This window comes from Sulfitobacter sp. G5_S2_6_S6, assembly GCF_054968505.1.
Window position 1 is genome coordinate 62,416 of record NZ_JBQKUI010000009.1, and the last position, 16,843, is coordinate 79,258.

The 16,843-nt window shown below is 59.1% G+C and carries 16 protein-coding genes; 10 read left to right on the plus strand and 6 right to left on the minus strand.

All coding sequences use genetic code 11. From position 1 onward, the window contains the following. Positions 1–212: 212 nt before the first annotated feature. The 6 genes from ACTRWK_RS14165 (at position 213) to queF (ending at position 4,030) form a co-directional block, all read left to right on the plus strand. Positions 213–887, plus strand: a complete 675-nt coding sequence (locus ACTRWK_RS14165; protein WP_037944355.1) for a type 1 glutamine amidotransferase domain-containing protein — start codon at positions 213–215, stop codon at positions 885–887. Between the two features lie 71 nt (positions 888–958). Next, positions 959–1,555 (plus strand): SDR family oxidoreductase, encoded by a 597-nt coding sequence (locus tag ACTRWK_RS14170; RefSeq protein WP_064216456.1) that lies wholly within the window; start codon positions 959–961, stop codon positions 1,553–1,555. Positions 1,556–1,788: 233 nt separating this feature from the next. After that, positions 1,789–2,490, plus strand: a complete 702-nt coding sequence (gene queC, locus ACTRWK_RS14175; RefSeq protein ID WP_289081064.1) for a 7-cyano-7-deazaguanine synthase QueC — start codon at positions 1,789–1,791, stop codon at positions 2,488–2,490. Next, a complete protein-coding gene (queD, locus tag ACTRWK_RS14180; protein WP_037944358.1) occupies positions 2,490–2,843 on the plus strand; it encodes a 6-carboxytetrahydropterin synthase QueD in 354 nt (117 codons plus the stop codon). The genes queC and queD overlap by 1 nt, the downstream gene beginning before the upstream one ends. Continuing rightward, complete coding sequence (gene queE, locus ACTRWK_RS14185; RefSeq protein ID WP_278374697.1) at positions 2,840–3,550, plus strand: 7-carboxy-7-deazaguanine synthase QueE; 711 nt, start codon at positions 2,840–2,842, stop codon at positions 3,548–3,550. Before queD ends, queE begins: the two co-directional genes overlap by 4 nt. Before the next feature lie 18 nt (positions 3,551–3,568). Then, positions 3,569–4,030: a preQ(1) synthase gene (gene queF, locus ACTRWK_RS14190; RefSeq protein ID WP_289081063.1), complete on the plus strand. Its 462-nt coding sequence runs from the start codon at positions 3,569–3,571 to the stop codon at positions 4,028–4,030. Between the two features lie 605 nt (positions 4,031–4,635). Here queF and ACTRWK_RS14195 read toward each other — a convergent pair. Beyond that, on the minus strand, positions 4,636–6,261 hold the full coding sequence (locus ACTRWK_RS14195) for a long-chain fatty acid--CoA ligase (RefSeq protein ID WP_289081062.1): 1,626 nt from the start codon (positions 6,259–6,261) through the stop codon (positions 4,636–4,638). An 88-nt stretch (positions 6,262–6,349) separates the two neighbouring features. On the opposite strand from ACTRWK_RS14195, the gene ACTRWK_RS14200 reads away from it, so the two are divergent. Continuing rightward, positions 6,350–6,829 carry an acyl-CoA thioesterase gene (locus ACTRWK_RS14200; RefSeq protein WP_289081061.1) on the plus strand — a complete coding sequence of 160 codons (480 nt, stop codon included), beginning with the start codon at positions 6,350–6,352 and terminating at the stop codon, positions 6,827–6,829. Between the two features lie 36 nt (positions 6,830–6,865). Then, positions 6,866–7,318 (plus strand): GNAT family N-acetyltransferase, encoded by a 453-nt coding sequence (locus ACTRWK_RS14205; protein ID WP_260002711.1) that lies wholly within the window; start codon positions 6,866–6,868, stop codon positions 7,316–7,318. An 86-nt stretch (positions 7,319–7,404) separates the two neighbouring features. Here the strand turns inward: ACTRWK_RS14205 and pgi are convergent, their stop codons facing one another. Genes pgi through zwf form a run of 3 tightly spaced genes read right to left on the minus strand, consistent with a single transcriptional unit; the run spans position 7,405 to position 11,128 of the window. After that, positions 7,405–8,994, minus strand: a complete 1,590-nt coding sequence (pgi, locus tag ACTRWK_RS14210; protein ID WP_462843963.1) for a glucose-6-phosphate isomerase — start codon at positions 8,992–8,994, stop codon at positions 7,405–7,407. After that, the gene (gene pgl, locus ACTRWK_RS14215) at positions 8,991–9,662 is read right to left on the minus strand and encodes a 6-phosphogluconolactonase (protein WP_168592017.1); all 672 of its coding nucleotides are present in this window, start codon (positions 9,660–9,662) and stop codon (positions 8,991–8,993) included. Before pgl ends, pgi begins: the two co-directional genes overlap by 4 nt. Beyond that, entirely contained in the window at positions 9,659–11,128 is a 1,470-nt protein-coding gene (gene zwf, locus ACTRWK_RS14220; RefSeq protein ID WP_462843964.1) for a glucose-6-phosphate dehydrogenase, read from the minus strand. The genes pgl and zwf overlap by 4 nt, the downstream gene beginning before the upstream one ends. 177 nt (positions 11,129–11,305) lie before the next feature. Between zwf and ACTRWK_RS14225 the strand changes: the two genes are divergently transcribed. Then, complete coding sequence (locus ACTRWK_RS14225) at positions 11,306–12,253, plus strand: radical SAM protein (protein WP_462843965.1); 948 nt, start codon at positions 11,306–11,308, stop codon at positions 12,251–12,253. Positions 12,254–12,271: 18 nt separating this feature from the next. Here ACTRWK_RS14225 and ACTRWK_RS14230 read toward each other — a convergent pair whose 3' ends face one another. Next, positions 12,272–13,333, minus strand: a complete 1,062-nt coding sequence (locus tag ACTRWK_RS14230) for a DUF2855 family protein (protein ID WP_289081059.1) — start codon at positions 13,331–13,333, stop codon at positions 12,272–12,274. Between the two features lie 239 nt (positions 13,334–13,572). Here ACTRWK_RS14230 and gyrA point away from each other — a divergent pair, with 239 nt between their 5' ends. Continuing rightward, on the plus strand, positions 13,573–16,329 hold the full coding sequence (gene gyrA, locus ACTRWK_RS14235; RefSeq protein ID WP_037944370.1) for a DNA gyrase subunit A: 2,757 nt from the start codon (positions 13,573–13,575) through the stop codon (positions 16,327–16,329). Between the two features lie 141 nt (positions 16,330–16,470). Here the strand turns inward: gyrA and ACTRWK_RS14240 are convergent, their stop codons facing one another. After that, positions 16,471–16,812 carry a hypothetical protein gene (locus ACTRWK_RS14240; protein WP_037944371.1) on the minus strand — a complete coding sequence of 114 codons (342 nt, stop codon included), beginning with the start codon at positions 16,810–16,812 and terminating at the stop codon, positions 16,471–16,473. Between the last annotated feature and the right edge of the window lie 31 nt (positions 16,813–16,843).

Genomic DNA, 16,843 nt, shown 5'->3' on the forward strand with positions numbered 1-16,843 from the left:
CGAAAAACTACCGCGGGTTTAATCGCTTTGCCCCTGTGGTGCCAGAGCATATCCTCCATTGCCCCTTCCGCACCCGCATCATTCACAAAAACGTCAGACATATCGCGGAACAACGGGCGCGCCCATTCGTTGAACGGTCTACGCGGTCGTGATTGCGGCGTCCCCAATGACGCCCTGACCGGTATAAGAAATGAATTGAAAGGCCCAAAAACATGAAAATTCTCATGGTACTCACCTCCCACGACAAGCTGGGCGACACTGGTAACAAAACCGGTTTCTGGCTCGAAGAGTTCGCGGCCCCCTATTATGTGTTCAAGGACGCTGGTGCAGAGATCACTTTGGCATCGCCCAAAGGCGGACAGCCGCCGCTTGATCCGTCCAGCGATGCAGATGATGCGCAGACCGACGCGACCAAACGGTTCAAGGGCGATGACGCCGCACAGAAAGAACTGGCCAATACCGAGGTGCTGTCGAGCGTTTCGGCCGACGGTTTCGACGCGATCTTCTACCCCGGCGGCCACGGCCCGCTGTGGGATCTGGCTGAAGACAAGGCCAGCATCAACCTGATCGAAAGCTTTGCCGCCAGCGACCGCCCCGTCGGGGCAGTCTGCCACGCGCCAGCGGTGTTCAAGCACACCAAAGGCACCGACGACAAACCACTGGTATCGGGCAAAACCGTCACCGGTTTCACCAATACCGAGGAAGAGGCCGTGGGCCTGACCGATGTGGTCCCCTTTCTGGTCGAAGACATGCTCAAAACCAATGGTGGGACCTATAAGAAGGGTGACGACTGGGCATCCTTCGTGGTGACCGATGGCAAGCTTGTCACCGGCCAGAACCCCGCGTCTTCGGAAGAAGCCGCCCATAAGCTATTGTCGCTGCTGTAAAGTGCCGCCCGCTGCGCGAAGGCCGCGCGGCGGGCAGTTTTTCCGCGACACGTATAACAAGGATCGTAATCATGAATATTCTCGTCGCCGGCGCGACCGGCAAAACCGGTATCCGCGTCACTGAACAACTCCGCGAACAGGGTCACACGCCGATCGCCCTTGTCCGCGATTCCTCTGACACCAGTGCGCTTGCCTCTGACGTGGTGCTGCGCAAGGGGGACCTTACCAATCTGTCCGCTGACGCCTGCGAAGGCTGCGATGCGGTGATCTTTGCCGCGGGCTCCGGCGGGTCCACAGGGCCAGAGATGACCGACAAGGTCGACCGCGATGGTGCCAAAGATCTGGTTGATATCGCCGCCAAGGCCGGCATCTCGCGCTTTGTGATGCTCAGCAGTGTCGGCGCAGACAACCCCGACCCAGACAGCGAGCTTGCGCATTATCTGCAAGCCAAACACGACGCCGACGTGCATCTGCAAAACTCCGGCCTCGAATACGCCATCCTGCGCCCCGTCGCGCTGACGGATGATGCGGGCAATCGGAATATGATCTTTGGCGACAGCGTTGACGTCAAAGCCAAGGCCGCCCGTGGCGATGTTGCCGCCGCTTTGGTCGATGCTGTCACAGACCCCGAATGGAAGAACCAGGCTTTGCTGATGCAATCCGCCTGATCACGGGTTTGCGCCTGATCTGACTGCGCGCGGGCACCTCCCACCCGTTCGCGAGAGGAATGCGCCGTACCGCCAGACCCCACCGGTCTGGCGGTTTTTCTATGAGTGACGCTGCGAATGCGACATTTCGCGCCAAATCCGCCGCATTGGCCCCCTTGGCATCCCTGATCGTCTCGTCTATCAGGCGCCTTCCCGGTCGCAGCCTACCCGGGTATCAAAACAAGGGTTAAGAAATGAAAACGATTGTCATCTGCTCCGGCGGATTGGATTCTGTGTCGCTCGCTCATATGGTGGCGGCCAAGCGCAAGCTGACGGGGCTGGTGTCGTTCGACTACGGCCAGCGCCACCGCAAGGAACTGGACTATGCCGCACTCTGCGCCAAACGTCTGGATGTGCCCCATGACATCATCGATATGCGCGGGATCGGTGCGGCGCTGACCGGATCCGCGCTGACTGATGATGTGGATGTACCCGACGGGCATTATGCCGAAGAAACGATGCGGGTCACCGTTGTCCCCAACCGGAATGCGATCATGCTGACGGTCGCCTATGGCATTGCCGCCGCACGGGGGGATCAGGCCGTCGCGACCGCGGTGCATGGGGGCGATCACTTTATCTACCCCGACTGCCGCCCCGATTTCACCCAAGCGTTTGAGTTCATGCAATATATGGCGCTGGACGGCTATGCCGATGTATCGCTTTACACACCTTTCGTGCACCGCTCAAAAGCCGATATCGTGACCGAAGGCCAGCGCCATAACACCCCCTTCGCCGAAACGTGGTCTTGCTACAAAGGCGGCGTCCATCACTGCGGGCGCTGTGGCACCTGCGTGGAACGGCGCGAGGCTTTCGATCTGGCGGGGGTTGCCGACCCGACCCATTATGACGATCCCGATTTCTGGACCGAAGCGGTCAAGCGGAAGATCCTCACCTGATGTATACCATTACGAAAGAGTTCCATTTCTCCGCCTCGCATCAGCTGTCGCATCTGCCCGATGGCCACCAATGCGCCCGCCTGCACGGGCATAACTATGTCGTGGTGGTGGAGCTTCGGGCCAAAGAGCTGAACGCCGACGGTTTCGTTCGCGACTACGGAGAGCTGAAGCCGCTCAAGACCTATATAGACGAGACTTTCGATCATCGTCACCTCAACGACGTGCTGGATTTTGCCTCCACCGGCGAGAATATGGCGCGTCATCTCTATGAATGGTGCGCGCAGCACTGGCCCGAAACCACCGCTGTCAAAGTCAGCGAGACGCCCAAAACCTGGGCAGAGTACCGGCCATGAGCCAGCTGCGCATCGCCGAGGTATTCGGCCCCACGATACAGGGAGAAGGCGCGCTGATCGGTGAACCCACCGTCTTTGTGCGCACGGGCGGCTGTGACTATCGCTGCGCGTGGTGTGACAGCATGCACGCGGTTGACCCCGCATTCCGCCATGACTGGGCCAACATGTCGACCGACGCGGTCTGGCAAGAGGTGCAGCGCCTGTCAGACAACACGCCGCTGACCGTATCCCTGTCAGGCGGCAACCCCGCCATTCAGGACTTCGCGCCCTTGATCCAATTGGGTCATGCCGCCGGCTACCGTTTTGCCTGCGAGACGCAAGGCTCCATCGCGAAACCGTGGTTCGGGCAGCTGGATTGTCTTGTGCTTAGCCCGAAACCACCATCCAGCGGCGAGACAGTGGATTGGGCCGCTTTCGACGGTTGTGTTGCGGCTGGCGAAACGGCGGCCCAGACGGTGATGAAGATCGTGATATTTGACGACGCGGATTACAATTGGGCCCGCGACGCCGCCACCCGCTACCCCCAACTGCCGCTTTATCTGCAACCGGGCAACGACGAGGTCGACCCCAGCGTCGCTGTCGATCCGCAGGTGCTGGCGGATAAGCTATTGTGGCTGGTGGACAAAACCATGGCAGATCGCTGGTTCACGCCGCGCCTGCTTCCGCAACTTCACGTATTGCTATGGGGCAACAAACGCGGGGTCTGACCCGCCACCGGAGGATTTATGGAAACGATTTACAGCGATTTGCAGCAGCTTGGCGGCAAGACAGAGCTTCCCGCCTCGCCCGAAGAAGCGATGCTCGAGAAAGTCGCGAACCCTCAGGCCGATGTTGATTACTGCGTGCGCTTCACCGCGCCCGAGTTCACCTCGCTTTGCCCGATGACCGGCCAGCCCGACTTTGCGCATTTGGTGATTGACTATGTGCCAGATCAGTATCTGGTCGAGTCCAAATCGCTCAAGCTTTACCTGGGCGCATTTCGCAACCACGGCGCCTTTCACGAGGATTGCACCGTCTCGATCGGGCGCCGTCTGGTAGAGCTGTTGTCGCCCCGCTGGCTGCGCATAGGCGGCTATTGGTATCCGCGCGGGGGCATCCCCATCGACGTGTTCTGGCAAACGGGCGAGACCCCCAAAAACGTCTGGATTCCCGATCAAGGCGTGCCGCCCTATCGCGGGCGCGGGTGAAGCGAGAGAATCCCCAACACTACCCAAGGCAGATCACAGCCGCGCAACGAGTGCCTCGCTGCGCGGCTTTTTTGTGCTCGGATTTCTCGGCATATTCTTATGCCAAACCTGCCGATTACCTTTAGATATGAGCGCAAAGCCCGGCGATCAGTCAGCCCCGTCTCGCAGGACCAAGAACAACTAAAACGTGTTACCGCACGTAAGCTGTTAGCCTTAAAGGTTATTTATCGCTAGACATTGCACTTTTTAATTGCGTTAATATTTCGATAGCGAGTGATTTCAGTACGAGTATCGATTTTTACACTTCGCCAAGTTTTTTGGCAGACATTTCAGGTGACACATGTTTTCGAAGCTCGTCCGGGCGCTTTCGCGCGTGCCGTGCAAATTTGGTATTCATCGCTGGCGTGACAGTACAACCATGCCGCAAAAAGTCTGTACGAGGTGCCACTGTCGGCGACAGACCTACGTTTAAGGTCAATGTCTCCGCTTCATAATGCGCCCTTCTGAAGACCACATATAACGCTCCTGCCCCGCATATATTCTATACTGTGGGACAGAAGAAAGCTCAGTCACCGGGGCAGTAGCCTGCCCCGGTGAAGCATTCATCAGCCATTGATCAGCACTTCGCCGAAGCTTTCGCGCAGATCACGTTTCAACACCTTGCCGGTCGCGTTGCGCGGCAATGCGTCGGTAAAGACGACGCGATCAGGGATCTGCCATTTGGCAATCTTATCTTCGAAGATCGACAGAATCTCTGCCTCGCTCGGGTCCTGGCCTTCGGCTTTCACCGCAATCAGGATCGGACGTTCGTCCCATTTCTCGTGACGGGCACCGATGACGGCCGCATCCGCGATTTGCGGGTGACCGATCGCGATGTTTTCAAGCTCGACCGAGCTGATCCATTCGCCGCCCGACTTGATGATATCTTTTGACCGATCGCGGATCGTGACATAGCCGTCGGGGTCCATTGTCGCCACATCGCCCGTGTCGAACCAACCGTCCTTGTTCAGCGTCTCGCTGCGGGTCTTGCGGAAATAGCTGTCGAGAATCCAATAGCCCTTGGTGACCAGATCGCCCTGCGTCACGCCGTCATGCGCCACGGGATTACCGTCGTCATCAAGGATTTCAAGATCCACACCAAAGACGGGACGACCCTGATTTTCGCGCAGCTTGTTTTGCGCGTCGGCAGGAAGCTTGGTGTGTTTGGCCAGCAGTTGGTTGATGCTGCCAACGGGCGACATCTCGGTCATGCCCCAGGCGTGGATCGTCTCTACCCCGTATTTCTCGCGGAAGGCGGTCATCATCGATGGCGGGCAGGCAGAGCCGCCAACAACCGTACGCTGCAGACTTTCGAGCTTGCTGCCGATCTTATCCGCCTCGTTCAGCAGACCCAGCCAGATGGTTGGAACGCCAAGCGCCAGCGACACATGGTTGGTGTCGATCAGTTTCACCAGCGACGGGCCATCTAGACCGGGACCGGGCATTACCATCGCCGCGCCAACCATAGCGCAGGCATAGGGCGCGCCCCAGGCGTTGACGTGGAACATCGGCACGACGGGCAGCACCACATCCTTGGCCGTGATCGCAATGCTGTCGGCCAGGTTGATCCCAAAGCTGTGCAACACGGTCGAACGGTGCGAATAAAGAACGCCCTTGGGGTTACCCGTGGTGCCCGAGGTGTAGCACAGGCTGGAGGCGGTGTTCTCGTCCAGATCCGGCCAGATGAACTCGGGGTCGCCGCTGGCGATCAGGTCGTCATAGAACTTGATCCCGGGCAGTTGCGCGGCGGCTTCTTCATCGGTGCCTTCCATCAGAACGACATGCTCTAGATGTTCAAGCTTGTCCTGAATACCCGCAATCAGCGGCACAAACGTCTTGTCGATGAACAGCACCTTATCTTCGGCGTGGTTCAGGATATAGACAAGCTGTTCGGGGAAAAGACGCGGGTTGATGGTGTGGCAGACGAAGCCGCCGCCCGATGCACCAAAGTAGATTTCGAGGTGACGGCGGTTGTTCCAGGCGATGGTGCCGCAGCGCGCCTGCGGGTCCAGCCCCAGATTTGTCAGCGCAGAAGCCAGCGCACGGGCGTTGCGCGCGACTTGACCCCAAGAGGTCTGCTCCAACCCGCCGGTGCTCTTGACAGAGACAATCTCTGTCTCGCCGTGAAAGCGTTGTGCGTGTTCGATCAAGCTCGAAATCAGCAGCGGTTTATTCATCATTTGGCCAAGCATGGCGCATCCTCCCAATTAGTCGTTGGGTGCAAAATGGACAAATCACCCCAGTCTTGCAAGCGCCCTCATTGCTGCTTACGCAGGGTTCATGACAGTTATTTATCACACGCCCCTTTCCCCCGATCAGCAACGCGCCGCCGGTATGCCGACACCGCAACCGCTGGCCATGGCAGATCAGGTCCGCTTCTCTGATCTGGACACCAATAACCACGTCAATAACACCGTCTATTTTGAATGGTTCGAACGGCTGCGCATCCGCTATACGCAGTCATTGGTGGAAGGCGGGCTGATCGACAGCCCCGGCCCGCGCGTGGTGATCCGGTCAGGGTCGATCCGCTATCTGCAAGAGATGCTGGAGCGCGAGAATTACATCGTGACCTGCCGCTGCACCAGCTTTCGCAACACCTCTTACGCGTTGGCGCAAGAGGTTTGGGTAGGCCGCGAACTGCGGGCGACGTTCGAGTGTATTTTAGTACTTCTGGAACGGGACGGCTCCGGTCGGTATCCCCTGCCCGACCGCTTGAAACAATATTTTGAGCAGACTGAAAACGCCCGCCCCGAGGGGTAACCGCCGCGTGCGCATGCATCGAAAGGAACATAAGTTATGACAATCACCACCCGCCCGATGGACGCCGCGGATCGCAGCGATTGGGAAGCGCTTTTTGCCGGCTACGCCGCCTTCTACAAGGTCGATCAGACGCCGCAGATGCGTGAAACCGTCTTTGGCTGGCTGATGGACCCCGATCACGGCAGCAATTGCATCGTGGCACAGGATGCCAGCGGCGCGCTTGTCGGGTTCACCCATTACCGCCCCTTTGTCAGCCAGCTGCGCGCAGCGACGAACTGTTTTCTGGATGATCTGTTTGTCAGCCCGCAGGCCCGCGGGTCCGGGGCCGCACAGGTGCTGATCAAAGCGGTTGAGACGGTGGCGAAAAACAACGGCTGGGGCACGCTGCGCTGGATCACGGCAGAGGATAACTATCGCGGGCGTGGGGCCTACGACAAGCTGGCGACCCGCACAGGCTGGGTGACCTATGACATCGCGCTGAAGGGGTAGGCTGCAGCGTTGTGCGCGAGGTTGGGGATGAGGGGCGCTGCCCCTCACACTCCCCGGAGTTTATTTGGCAAAATGAAGCCGTGATCCTAATCGGCGTGTTTTGCAATAAAGGCGACAAGAGCGGCGGTCGAGCCGTCTTTATCGGTGGCAGGTGCCGCGCCCTCGACGATGGGCTGCAAAGAGGTGGCGAGCTCTTTGCCCAGTTCCACGCCCCATTGGTCGTAGGAATTGATGCCCAGAATGACGCCTTCCACAAAGACGCGATGTTCATACAGCGCGATGATCTGCCCCAGGGTGAACGGGTCGAGCAGAGGGTAGCTGAGCGTGGTCGACGGGCGGTTGCCGGGGAAGACGCGATGGCGCGCCTGACGGTCCAGCTCGGCACCGCTCAGACCTTTTGCCGCCATCATCTCTGACGCTTCTTGCAAGGATCGCCCGCGCATCAAAGCTTCGGATTGCGCAAGACAATTGGCGATCAGCAGCTTGTGGTGGTGCGTCAGGTCCGGCTCGTGCCCATTGGCCGCAATCAGGAATTCGCAAGGAATGACGCGGGTGCCTTGGTGGATCAACTGGTAGAACGCGTGCTGGCCATTAGTGCCCGCTGCGCCCCAGACGACGGGACCCGTGTGATAGGGCGCGGCAGTGCCATCCATCAGGGTCGACTTGCCGTTGGATTCCATTTCAAGCTGCTGGAGGTAATCAGGCAGTTGCCCCAACCGCTGGTCATAGGGCAGCACTGCGCGGGTGGCATAGCCGCAGATCTGATTGTGCCAGATGCCGACCAAGGCCAGCAGCATGGGCATGTTCTCGTGCGGGGCGGCAGCGCAGAAGTGACGGTCCATCGCCTGCCCCCCGCGCAAGAACGCATCAAAGGCGCGTGGGCCAATGGCGATCATCAGCGACAGGCCGATGGGCCCCCAGACGGAATAGCGCCCGCCGACCCAGTCTTCGAAGCCAAAGACCTGATCCGCATCGATACCGAAATCGCTGGTCTTGTCCTGCGCTGTGCTCAGGGCGGCAAACTGCTTTGCCGGATCGCCGCCATTCTCTGTCATCCACGCGCGCGCGGTTCGGGCGTTGGTCATCGTCTCGATCGTGGTGAAGGTTTTGGAAGCGACGATCACCAGTGTGGTTTTCGCATCAAGCCCGCGGAGCGTGTCCGAGATATGCGCCCCGTCGACATTCGACACGAAGTGGCAGCGCGGCCCGTCATGATAGGGCGAGAGCGCCTGCACCGCCATCGCGGGCCCAAGATCGGACCCGCCGATACCGATATTCACCACATCCGTAATGTCGCTGCTGCGGATCTGATCCGCGAAACCGCGCATCCTGTCGAGCGTATCATGAACGCCGGGCATCACATCCGCCCCATCCACCATCACCGCGCCCCCATCAAGATTGCGCAGCGCGGTGTGCAATACGGCGCGGTCTTCGGTCTCGTTAATCTTTTCGCCTGCGAACATCGCATCGCGGCGCGCAGGCACATCGGCGGCGTCTACCAGTGCCAGCAGCGCATCCATCGTATCGCGGTCAAGATTGGTTTTGGAGAAATCGAACAACATGTCGCCGGTCTGCGCGCTGAAGGTCCGGGCGCGATCGGCTGTGTCGAACAACGACAGGATAGAGCGGTCTTGAACCGCCGCCTGCATACGGATCAAATCATCGAAATGCGTCATGGTGCCCAATGTACTGTTGCCTCGTTCAATACTGCGCCGATGGGGGCCTGAAGGGCCGGCAGGCTTTGCGCCTGTTCCACCGCTGCACGTTTTTCATCGCCAAAGATCACAAGATGTTTTGACATTGCACCTTCCAGCACCCTGCGCGACAGGGTGATGCGCCCGATGTCCTGCCCGTCGACATCGATCGGACAGAGCGCCGGGGCGTCCGCGGCCATCGCCGCCTCCAGCCCGTTGGATCCCGGAAAGAGCGAGGCCGTGTGCATATCCGCGCCCATGCCCAGCAACAGCACCGACAGCGGCAATCGGGATTCGATCTGGGGGGACAGTGTTTCTGCGGCCTCGGCCGAGGTCAGCCCGTCGATGTAGAACGGGGTGAACGCTGCCTCGGCCGCGCGGCCCACCAGCAGGCGATTGCGCAAGAGCCGCGCGTTCGACATCTCGTGGTCGGGGGCGACCCAGCGTTCGTCACCCAGCATGACCTGCACCCGCGCCCAATCAAGATTGGCCGCGCTCAGGCTGTCAAAGATCGGCCCCGGGGTTGTTCCGCCCGGCACGGCAAAGCTGACCGTGTCATGGGACAGCAGGGCGTTCTTCAGCTCCCCCGCGATCAGATTGGCGAGGTCCATCGCAAGGACTTCGCGGTCGGCATATTCGATCAACCTCATGCAGAATACTCCCGCCATTGGCGCTGGTCACGGCGCATCAGTTCGTTGGCATCTGTCGGGCCGTCGGACCCGCTGTCGTAGGGTTTGGGCACGTCATTGCGCGCTTCCCAGCCCTGGATGATCGGGTCGGTCCAGGCCCAAGCGGCCTCTACCTCGTCGCCGCGCATGAACAGGGTCTGGTTGCCACGGATCACGTCCATGATCAGACGTTCATAGGCGTCTACCTGTTCAGCGCCTTCAGGCCCCAAAGCGTCGGCGAAGGTCATATCCAAGGGCACGTCCACCAAACGCATGCCGCCCGGGCCCGGTTCCTTGATGGTCACGCCAAGGGTGATGCCTTCGTTCGGCTGCAAACGGATCGACAGAACATTGCGGTGGCGGCCTGCGTCTTCGGCAAAAATCGAATGGGGTGTTTCCTTGAAGACGACCGTGATCTCGGAGGACCGCGCCGCCATACGTTTGCCGGTGCGTAGATAAAAAGGCGTACCAGCCCACCGCCAATTACTGATGTGGGTTTTCAGCGCGACGAAGCTTTCGGTGCGCGAGCGTGGATCCCCCACAGCGGTACGGTAACCGGGTTGTTCGGCCTCGTTGCACGGTTCCGCCTGATATTGACCGCGGGCGATGTGATGCGGCAGCACAGGGTCCAGCGCGCGGATCACCTTGAGCTTTTCATCGCGTACCGCGTCGGGGTCAAACCGCGCGGGCGGCTCCATCGCGATCAGGCACAAAAGCTGCATCAGGTGGTTTTGCACCATATCGCGCATGGCACCCGATTTGTCGTAATATTCGCCCCTGCCCCCAACGCCGACGGTTTCGGCCACGGTGATCTGGATGTGATCGACATATTGGCTGTTCCACAGCGGCTCGAACAGCATGTTGCCAAACCGCACAGCCATCAGGTTTTGCACTGTCTCTTTGCCTAAATAGTGGTCGATCCGGTAGATCTGGCTTTCGTCGAAATACTTGGCGAGCGTGGCGTTGAGCGCCTGCGCGGTTTTCAGGTCGCGGCCAAAGGGCTTTTCGACGACGATCCGGCTTTGCGCGTCCGCCATGCCCCATTGTTGCAGACGTTCCGCCAGAGCACCGAACAACGCGGGCGAGACAGAGAAATAATAGGCCTCTACCCGTTCGGTCCCGGCCATGAGCTTTTGCAGCTCGGCCCAGCCGTCTTCACCTTTGGCGTCAATCGCGACATATTCGAGCCGGTCGATGAACCCGTCCAGCTGCGCCTTCTCGTGCTCGAAGTCGCCGTTGAATTCGGCAATCGCCTCGCGGATCATCTGCTGGTAGCCCGCCCGGTCCATTTCTGTGCGCGCGGCACCAATGACACGGGCGTTCTCGGGCATCTGCCCTGCACAAAAGCGCCGGAACAAGCCCGGCAGGATCTTGCGGCGCGCCAGATCGCCTGTGCCGCCGAAAATCACCAGATCAAAAGGATCGACCGGAATGACGCGTGATACCATGTGGATGCTCCTTGTCGCGAGGCTACGACGTTTGGGTGCCGAGATGTGATGTTAGCGCAAACATACTGAGATTTCCGTTTTTCACAAGTCTGTGCACCAAATGACACGGGGTTTTATTGCGCATACCATTCGCATAGACAAAGAAAAGTAATTTATACAGGTGAGGCCCGGTTTCCTATGAAAGACGTTGTCGACGCAAATATCGGTAAATTTCAGGACCCTGTCCTGACGGCCAAGGGTGAACCCCGCGCGACTGTCAGCCTGACAAACCCGCAGACGCTGTGGTTCAACACCGGCACCTTATGCAACATTGAATGCGTGAACTGCTATATCGCGTCCAGTCCCACGAATGATGCGCTGGTCTATATCACCGCCGACGAGGTGCGCGATTATCTGGGGCAAATCACGCAGCGCAACTGGCCGGTGACAGAGATTGCCTTTACGGGCGGCGAGCCGTTCATGAACCCGCAAATGATCGAGATCACCGAAGCCTCGCTGGCCGCCGGATATGACGTGCTGATCTTGACCAACGCCATGCGCCCGATGATGCGTAAATCGGTGCAAGCGGGGCTAGTACGCCTGAACGAAGCCTATCCCGGCAAGCTGACATTGCGCATTTCCGTGGATCACTACCGCACCGATCTGCATGACGCAGAGCGCGGCGCGGGCGCGCTGGAAAAGACAGTGACCGGCATGAAATGGCTGCGCGACAATAACATCCGCATGGCCGTTGCAGGGCGGTCGGTCTTTGGCGCGACGGACGAAGACAGCCGCGCCGGATACGGAGCATTTTACGCGGAACATAACTTTGACATCGACCCGCAAGACCCTGGGATGACAGTGCTATTTCCTGAGATGGATGAAACCGTCGAAGTGCCCGAAATCACCACCGCCTGCTGGGGAATTCTGGATAAATCCCCCGACGCGGTGATGTGTTCAAGCTCGCGTATGGTGGTAAAGCGCAAAGGTGCGGCGACCCCTGCCGTGCTGGCCTGCACCCTGCTGCCCTACACCGAAGAGTTCGAGCTGGGCCATTCGCTGGAAGAAGCGGAGAAAGACGTTGCCCTGAACCACCCTCATTGCGCCAAATTCTGCGTCTTGGGCGGGGCAAGCTGTTCGGCCTGACCCCGCGCCCGCACAGCATTAGGGGCGGATGATCGCGCCGACCTTGGGGTCGGCCTCCCCCCGTGCGAGGGTGGCATAGACCTCTTCCGCATCGGCCACGCCGTCATGCACCTGCACCTCCATCCAATCGGATGCGCTGGCCGCGATGCGTTTCCACGCGGCGGTGATCTGCGCCTCGATCTTGCCGGGGCCCCATTCCTCGCGCCGCTTGGCGACCTGTGAGGGCGCAAAGAAGAATTGCGGTTTAGGACCATCCAACGGGGCTGTCGGGGTGAACTGATCCCAATGGCTCAGCCCGACAGCCGAGGAATGTTTCAGCTGATTTTTCAACGTGCTGTGCAGTTTGGCTTTGACCGTACTATTGCCGGACATATCGACATAGACGGATGGGACATGGGCCAGCGCGTCGATCTGGTCGTAGGTCAGCACCGTATCGCAATGCCCCAATCCTTCGACAAACGCGCGATTGCCAGAAGACGTGAGGCCCACGATCTTGTACCCGCGCGCCTCTGCCTCGGCAAGGTAGCCGCACAGACCCAATCCGGTTTTGGACGATGCGCTGCCCACAATAATCTGCTTGGCACCGAAGAATTCGTTATCCAGCAGCCAGTCGTAGATCAGATACGACGTCGCCAGCAGCGGTTGCAGCAAGGCGCGCAGGTGATCCTCTGATGCGGGGGCGGTTTTGACGGGCGTGTACTGATTATAGATCAAGGGCAGTTTCGCGCGATGTGCCGCCGCATCCACCAGACCGGCCGCGCCTTTTTCAGGCGTGATCACCAGCTCGGAGGCCATTGGATAAAATCCATACAACCGCGTGCCGACCTCAAGCACATCTGTGCGGCTTTCGACGACTTTTGCAGTCCCCCACACGGGCACGATGCCCCATCCGTTTTCGGACGTCGGGAAAAACTGCCAATAGCCGATATCGAAACCCGCCGCCGCATAGGTCACATTGTTCGATGTCACCGCGAAGCTTTCGATCGCAAGACGTGCCTGCCCCGGTGCCAGCGGCTCTCCCTCCGCCTCGAGCATGCGGGTTTCGGTGATTGCGTTTTGATTGACCAATATCTGTTGCACGTAGATGCCTCCCCCTCGTTTTGCTTTAGCCTACCCCAAACGCGCGGGCTTGAACCACCAATTGACATTGACGTTACGCCACAAAAATCACGCCGGATTTAGTATCATTACATTTCAACAACTTAGCCTGATGAGCAAGTGAATCCCCGCCTGCCAAGGCCGCAGGCATTGCACCCGATATGCCCCGTCTGCTATACAAAACCGCAAGATATAGAACCAGCAAGAGCTAGGCAGATTACGTGAACGACACGCCAGAAACCCCTGAAAACGATGACGAAATCCCGGCTACGCGCCCCGTGTATGATGGCCCGTCGGTCAATATCGAACACGAGATGCGGACATCCTATTTGGATTACGCCATGTCGGTCATCGTTTCGCGCGCCATTCCCGACCTGCGAGACGGGCTGAAACCGGTTCACCGCCGCATCATCTATTCGATGTATGAAAAAGGCATCACCCACGAAAAAGCCTACCGCAAGTCGGCGAAGTCCGTGGGCGACGTGATGGGTTCCTATCACCCGCATGGGGACAGCGCGATCTATGACGCTCTGGTCCGCATGGCGCAGGACTTCTCTATGTCGCTGCCGCTGATTGACGGGCAGGGTAACTTTGGATCGATGGACGGCGATAGCGCTGCGGCGATGCGTTATACGGAATCCCGCCTTGATAAGGTCGCGTCCTTCATGACCGGCGATCTGGACAAGGAAACCGTTGATTTCATCGACAACTACGATGGCAAAGAACGCGAACCTACTGTTTTGCCTGCACGTTTCCCGAACATGCTGGTCAATGGCGCGGGCGGTATCGCCGTTGGTATGGCGACGAACATCCCGCCGCATAACTTGGGTGAAGTGATCGACGCCTGTCAGGCCCTGATCGAGAACCCCGATCTGACCTCGGAAGAGCTGATCGAATATATCCCCGGCCCCGACTTCCCCACCGGCGGGATCATGCTGGGCCGATCGGGCGCGCGCAAAGCCTATCTTGAGGGGCGCGGCAGTGTGATCATGCGGGCCAAGACCCGTGTCGAAGAGATTCGTAAAGACCGTTTCGCCATCGTCATCGACGAGATTTGCTATCAGGTGAACAAATCCACCATGATCGAAAAGATTGCCGAGCAGGTGCGCGAGAAGAAGATCGACGGCATCGCCCATGTTCAGGATGAATCTGACCGCAACGGCGTGCGGGTTGTGATCGAGCTGAAGCGCGACGCGACGGCCGAAGTGGTGATGAACCAGCTTTACCGTTTCACCCCGATGCAGACCTATTTCGGCTGTAACATGCTGGCGCTCAACGGCGGCCGGCCCGAACAGCTGACGCTGCGCAAGTTCCTGACATCCTTCATCGATTTCCGCGAAGATGTCGTCGCCCGCCGCACCGCCTATCTGCTGCGCAAGGCGCGTGAACGCAGCCACATCCTGTGTGGTCTGGCCGTGGCTGTTACCAATATCGACGAGGTCGTCGCGACGATCCGGTCCTCCGCCGATGCCGCGGAAGCGCGTGAAAAGCTGATGACCCGCCGTTGGCCCGCGGAACAGATCCTGCAATATATCGCATTGATCGACGATCCGACACATACCGCCAATGACGACGGCACCTATAACCTGTCCGAAGCACAGGCCCGCGCCATTCTGGAACTGCGTTTGCAGCGTCTGACGCAGATCGGGGTGAAAGAGGTCACCGACGAGCTGGAAGAACTGGCCAAGAAGATCAAGGAATACCTTGAAATTCTGGGCAGCCGCGAACGGATCATGGGCATCATCTCGGACGAGCTGGCCGAAGTGAAAGACCAGTTTGCCGTGCCGCGCCGCACAGAGATTGTCGACTGGTCCGGCGACATGGACGACGAAGACCTGATCGCGCGCGAGGATATGGTCGTGACCGTAACCTCCGGTGGCTATATCAAACGCACCCCACTGGTCGATTTCCGCAGCCAACGCCGCGGCGGCAAAGGTGTTTCGGGCATGCAAACGAAGGAAGAGGATGTCGTCACCACCCTCTTCGTTGCCAATACCCACACGCAACTTCTGTTCTTTACGACCGATGGCATGGTCTACAAGCTCAAGACCTGGCGCTTGCCTCAAGGCGGGCGCACGTCAAAGGGCAAGGCAATCGTTAATATCCTGCCTATCCCGACCGGCGTTTCCATTGCGGCGATTATGCCCGTGGACCGTGACGAAAAAGAATGGGACGATCTGCAGGTGGTCTTTGCGACATCCGCCGGCACCGTGCGCCGGAACAAGCTGTCGGATTTCACAAACGTCATGCGCAACGGCAAGATCGCCATGAAGTTCGAGGACGACCACGCCGACACCACGCTGATCAACGCACGCATCGCGTCGAATGATGATGACGTCATGCTGGTGACCAATTCGGGCCGCGCGATCCGCTTCCCTGCGACGGATGTGCGCGTCTTCAACAGCCGCGCCTCTGTCGGGGTGCGTGGGATCAAGCTGAACGGCGATGACAAGGTCGTCTCCATGTCGATCATCCGTCACTTCGACGCCAGCTCGGAAGAGCGGACGGCCTACCTCAAGATGCGCCGCGCGATGGCCGGTCTGGCCGATGATGCGGAAGGCGACGAAGACGAAGCCCCCGCCGATCCGAATTTCTCGCAAGAGCGCTACGCCGAAATGTCCGCGGCCGAGAACCTGCTGCTGACAATCACCGAAAAAGGCGCGGGCAAACTGTCCTCCAGCCACGACTATCCCGTGCGCGGGCGTGGTGGCCTAGGCGTGACCGCGATGGACAAAGCGATGCGCGGTGGCGATATCGTCGCCTCCTTCCCTGTCGAGATGGATGATCAGATCATGCTCGCGACCTCTAAAGGGCAATCGATTCGCGTCCCGGTAGAGGGTATTTCCTTCCGGTCGCGCAGTGCCGGTGGCGTCAAAGTCTTTGACACCGGCCGCGGCGAAGTTGTGGTAAGCGTTGCCTGGATTGCAGACCAAGGTGATGAAACCGGCGACGACGAGATCGCAACGCCTGAAGCGTAAGTCGCCCACCAGAATGCTCAAAGCCGCCCCTCTTCCTGAGTGGGCGGCTTTTTTCCTTTGCGCGCTACGGATTGCAAACCCATAAAAAAACGCCCCCGAGGGGGCGTTTTCGAAACTCTCAGATCGTCAGATCTGTATTGCTTACGTACCGTTGGAACCGTTTGTGCCGTTTGCGTCGTCATCGTTGCTTGCGATAACTGCAACTGCAACGATAACCGCTGCGATACCACCGGCTGCGGCAGGGCTCAGGCCCTCAAAGCCAACGCCACCAGCGGCGCTTGGATCGATGCAACGACGTGCAATGATGCCATCGATTTCGGTAGGTGCTTGGCAAGCGTAGGTAACGCCGTTTTCGCCAACAACTGTGGTTGGGTAGCCGGCAACGCCGGAATCACCACCAACAGCGGCTTGGGTTGTAACTTGGGCGGAAGCTGCGCCGGCAGTCATCAAAAGCGCGGCGGCAAATGCTGTGAAGCGTGTCATATAATTTCTCCAGTTTGCGAAGGTCAAAAAT

Bases quoted from the DNA above. Each gene is read 5' to 3' on its own strand.
- ACTRWK_RS14165 (WP_037944355.1), top strand. From the start codon at position 213: ATGAAAATTCTCATGGTACTCACCTCCCACGACAAGCTGGGCGACACT.
- ACTRWK_RS14170 (WP_064216456.1), top strand. From the start codon at position 959: ATGAATATTCTCGTCGCCGGCGCGACCGGCAAAACCGGTATCCGCGTC.
- queC (WP_289081064.1), top strand. From the start codon at position 1,789: ATGAAAACGATTGTCATCTGCTCCGGCGGATTGGATTCTGTGTCGCTC.
- queD (WP_037944358.1), top strand. From the start codon at position 2,490: ATGTATACCATTACGAAAGAGTTCCATTTCTCCGCCTCGCATCAGCTG.
- queE (WP_278374697.1), top strand. From the start codon at position 2,840: ATGAGCCAGCTGCGCATCGCCGAGGTATTCGGCCCCACGATACAGGGA.
- queF (WP_289081063.1), top strand. From the start codon at position 3,569: ATGGAAACGATTTACAGCGATTTGCAGCAGCTTGGCGGCAAGACAGAG.
- ACTRWK_RS14195 (WP_289081062.1), bottom strand. From the start codon at position 6,261: ATGCTTGGCCAAATGATGAATAAACCGCTGCTGATTTCGAGCTTGATC.
- ACTRWK_RS14200 (WP_289081061.1), top strand. From the start codon at position 6,350: ATGACAGTTATTTATCACACGCCCCTTTCCCCCGATCAGCAACGCGCC.
- ACTRWK_RS14205 (WP_260002711.1), top strand. From the start codon at position 6,866: ATGACAATCACCACCCGCCCGATGGACGCCGCGGATCGCAGCGATTGG.
- pgi (WP_462843963.1), bottom strand. From the start codon at position 8,994: ATGACGCATTTCGATGATTTGATCCGTATGCAGGCGGCGGTTCAAGAC.
- pgl (WP_168592017.1), bottom strand. From the start codon at position 9,662: ATGAGGTTGATCGAATATGCCGACCGCGAAGTCCTTGCGATGGACCTC.
- zwf (WP_462843964.1), bottom strand. From the start codon at position 11,128: ATGGTATCACGCGTCATTCCGGTCGATCCTTTTGATCTGGTGATTTTC.
- ACTRWK_RS14225 (WP_462843965.1), top strand. From the start codon at position 11,306: ATGAAAGACGTTGTCGACGCAAATATCGGTAAATTTCAGGACCCTGTC.
- ACTRWK_RS14240 (WP_037944371.1), bottom strand. From the start codon at position 16,812: ATGACACGCTTCACAGCATTTGCCGCCGCGCTTTTGATGACTGCCGGC.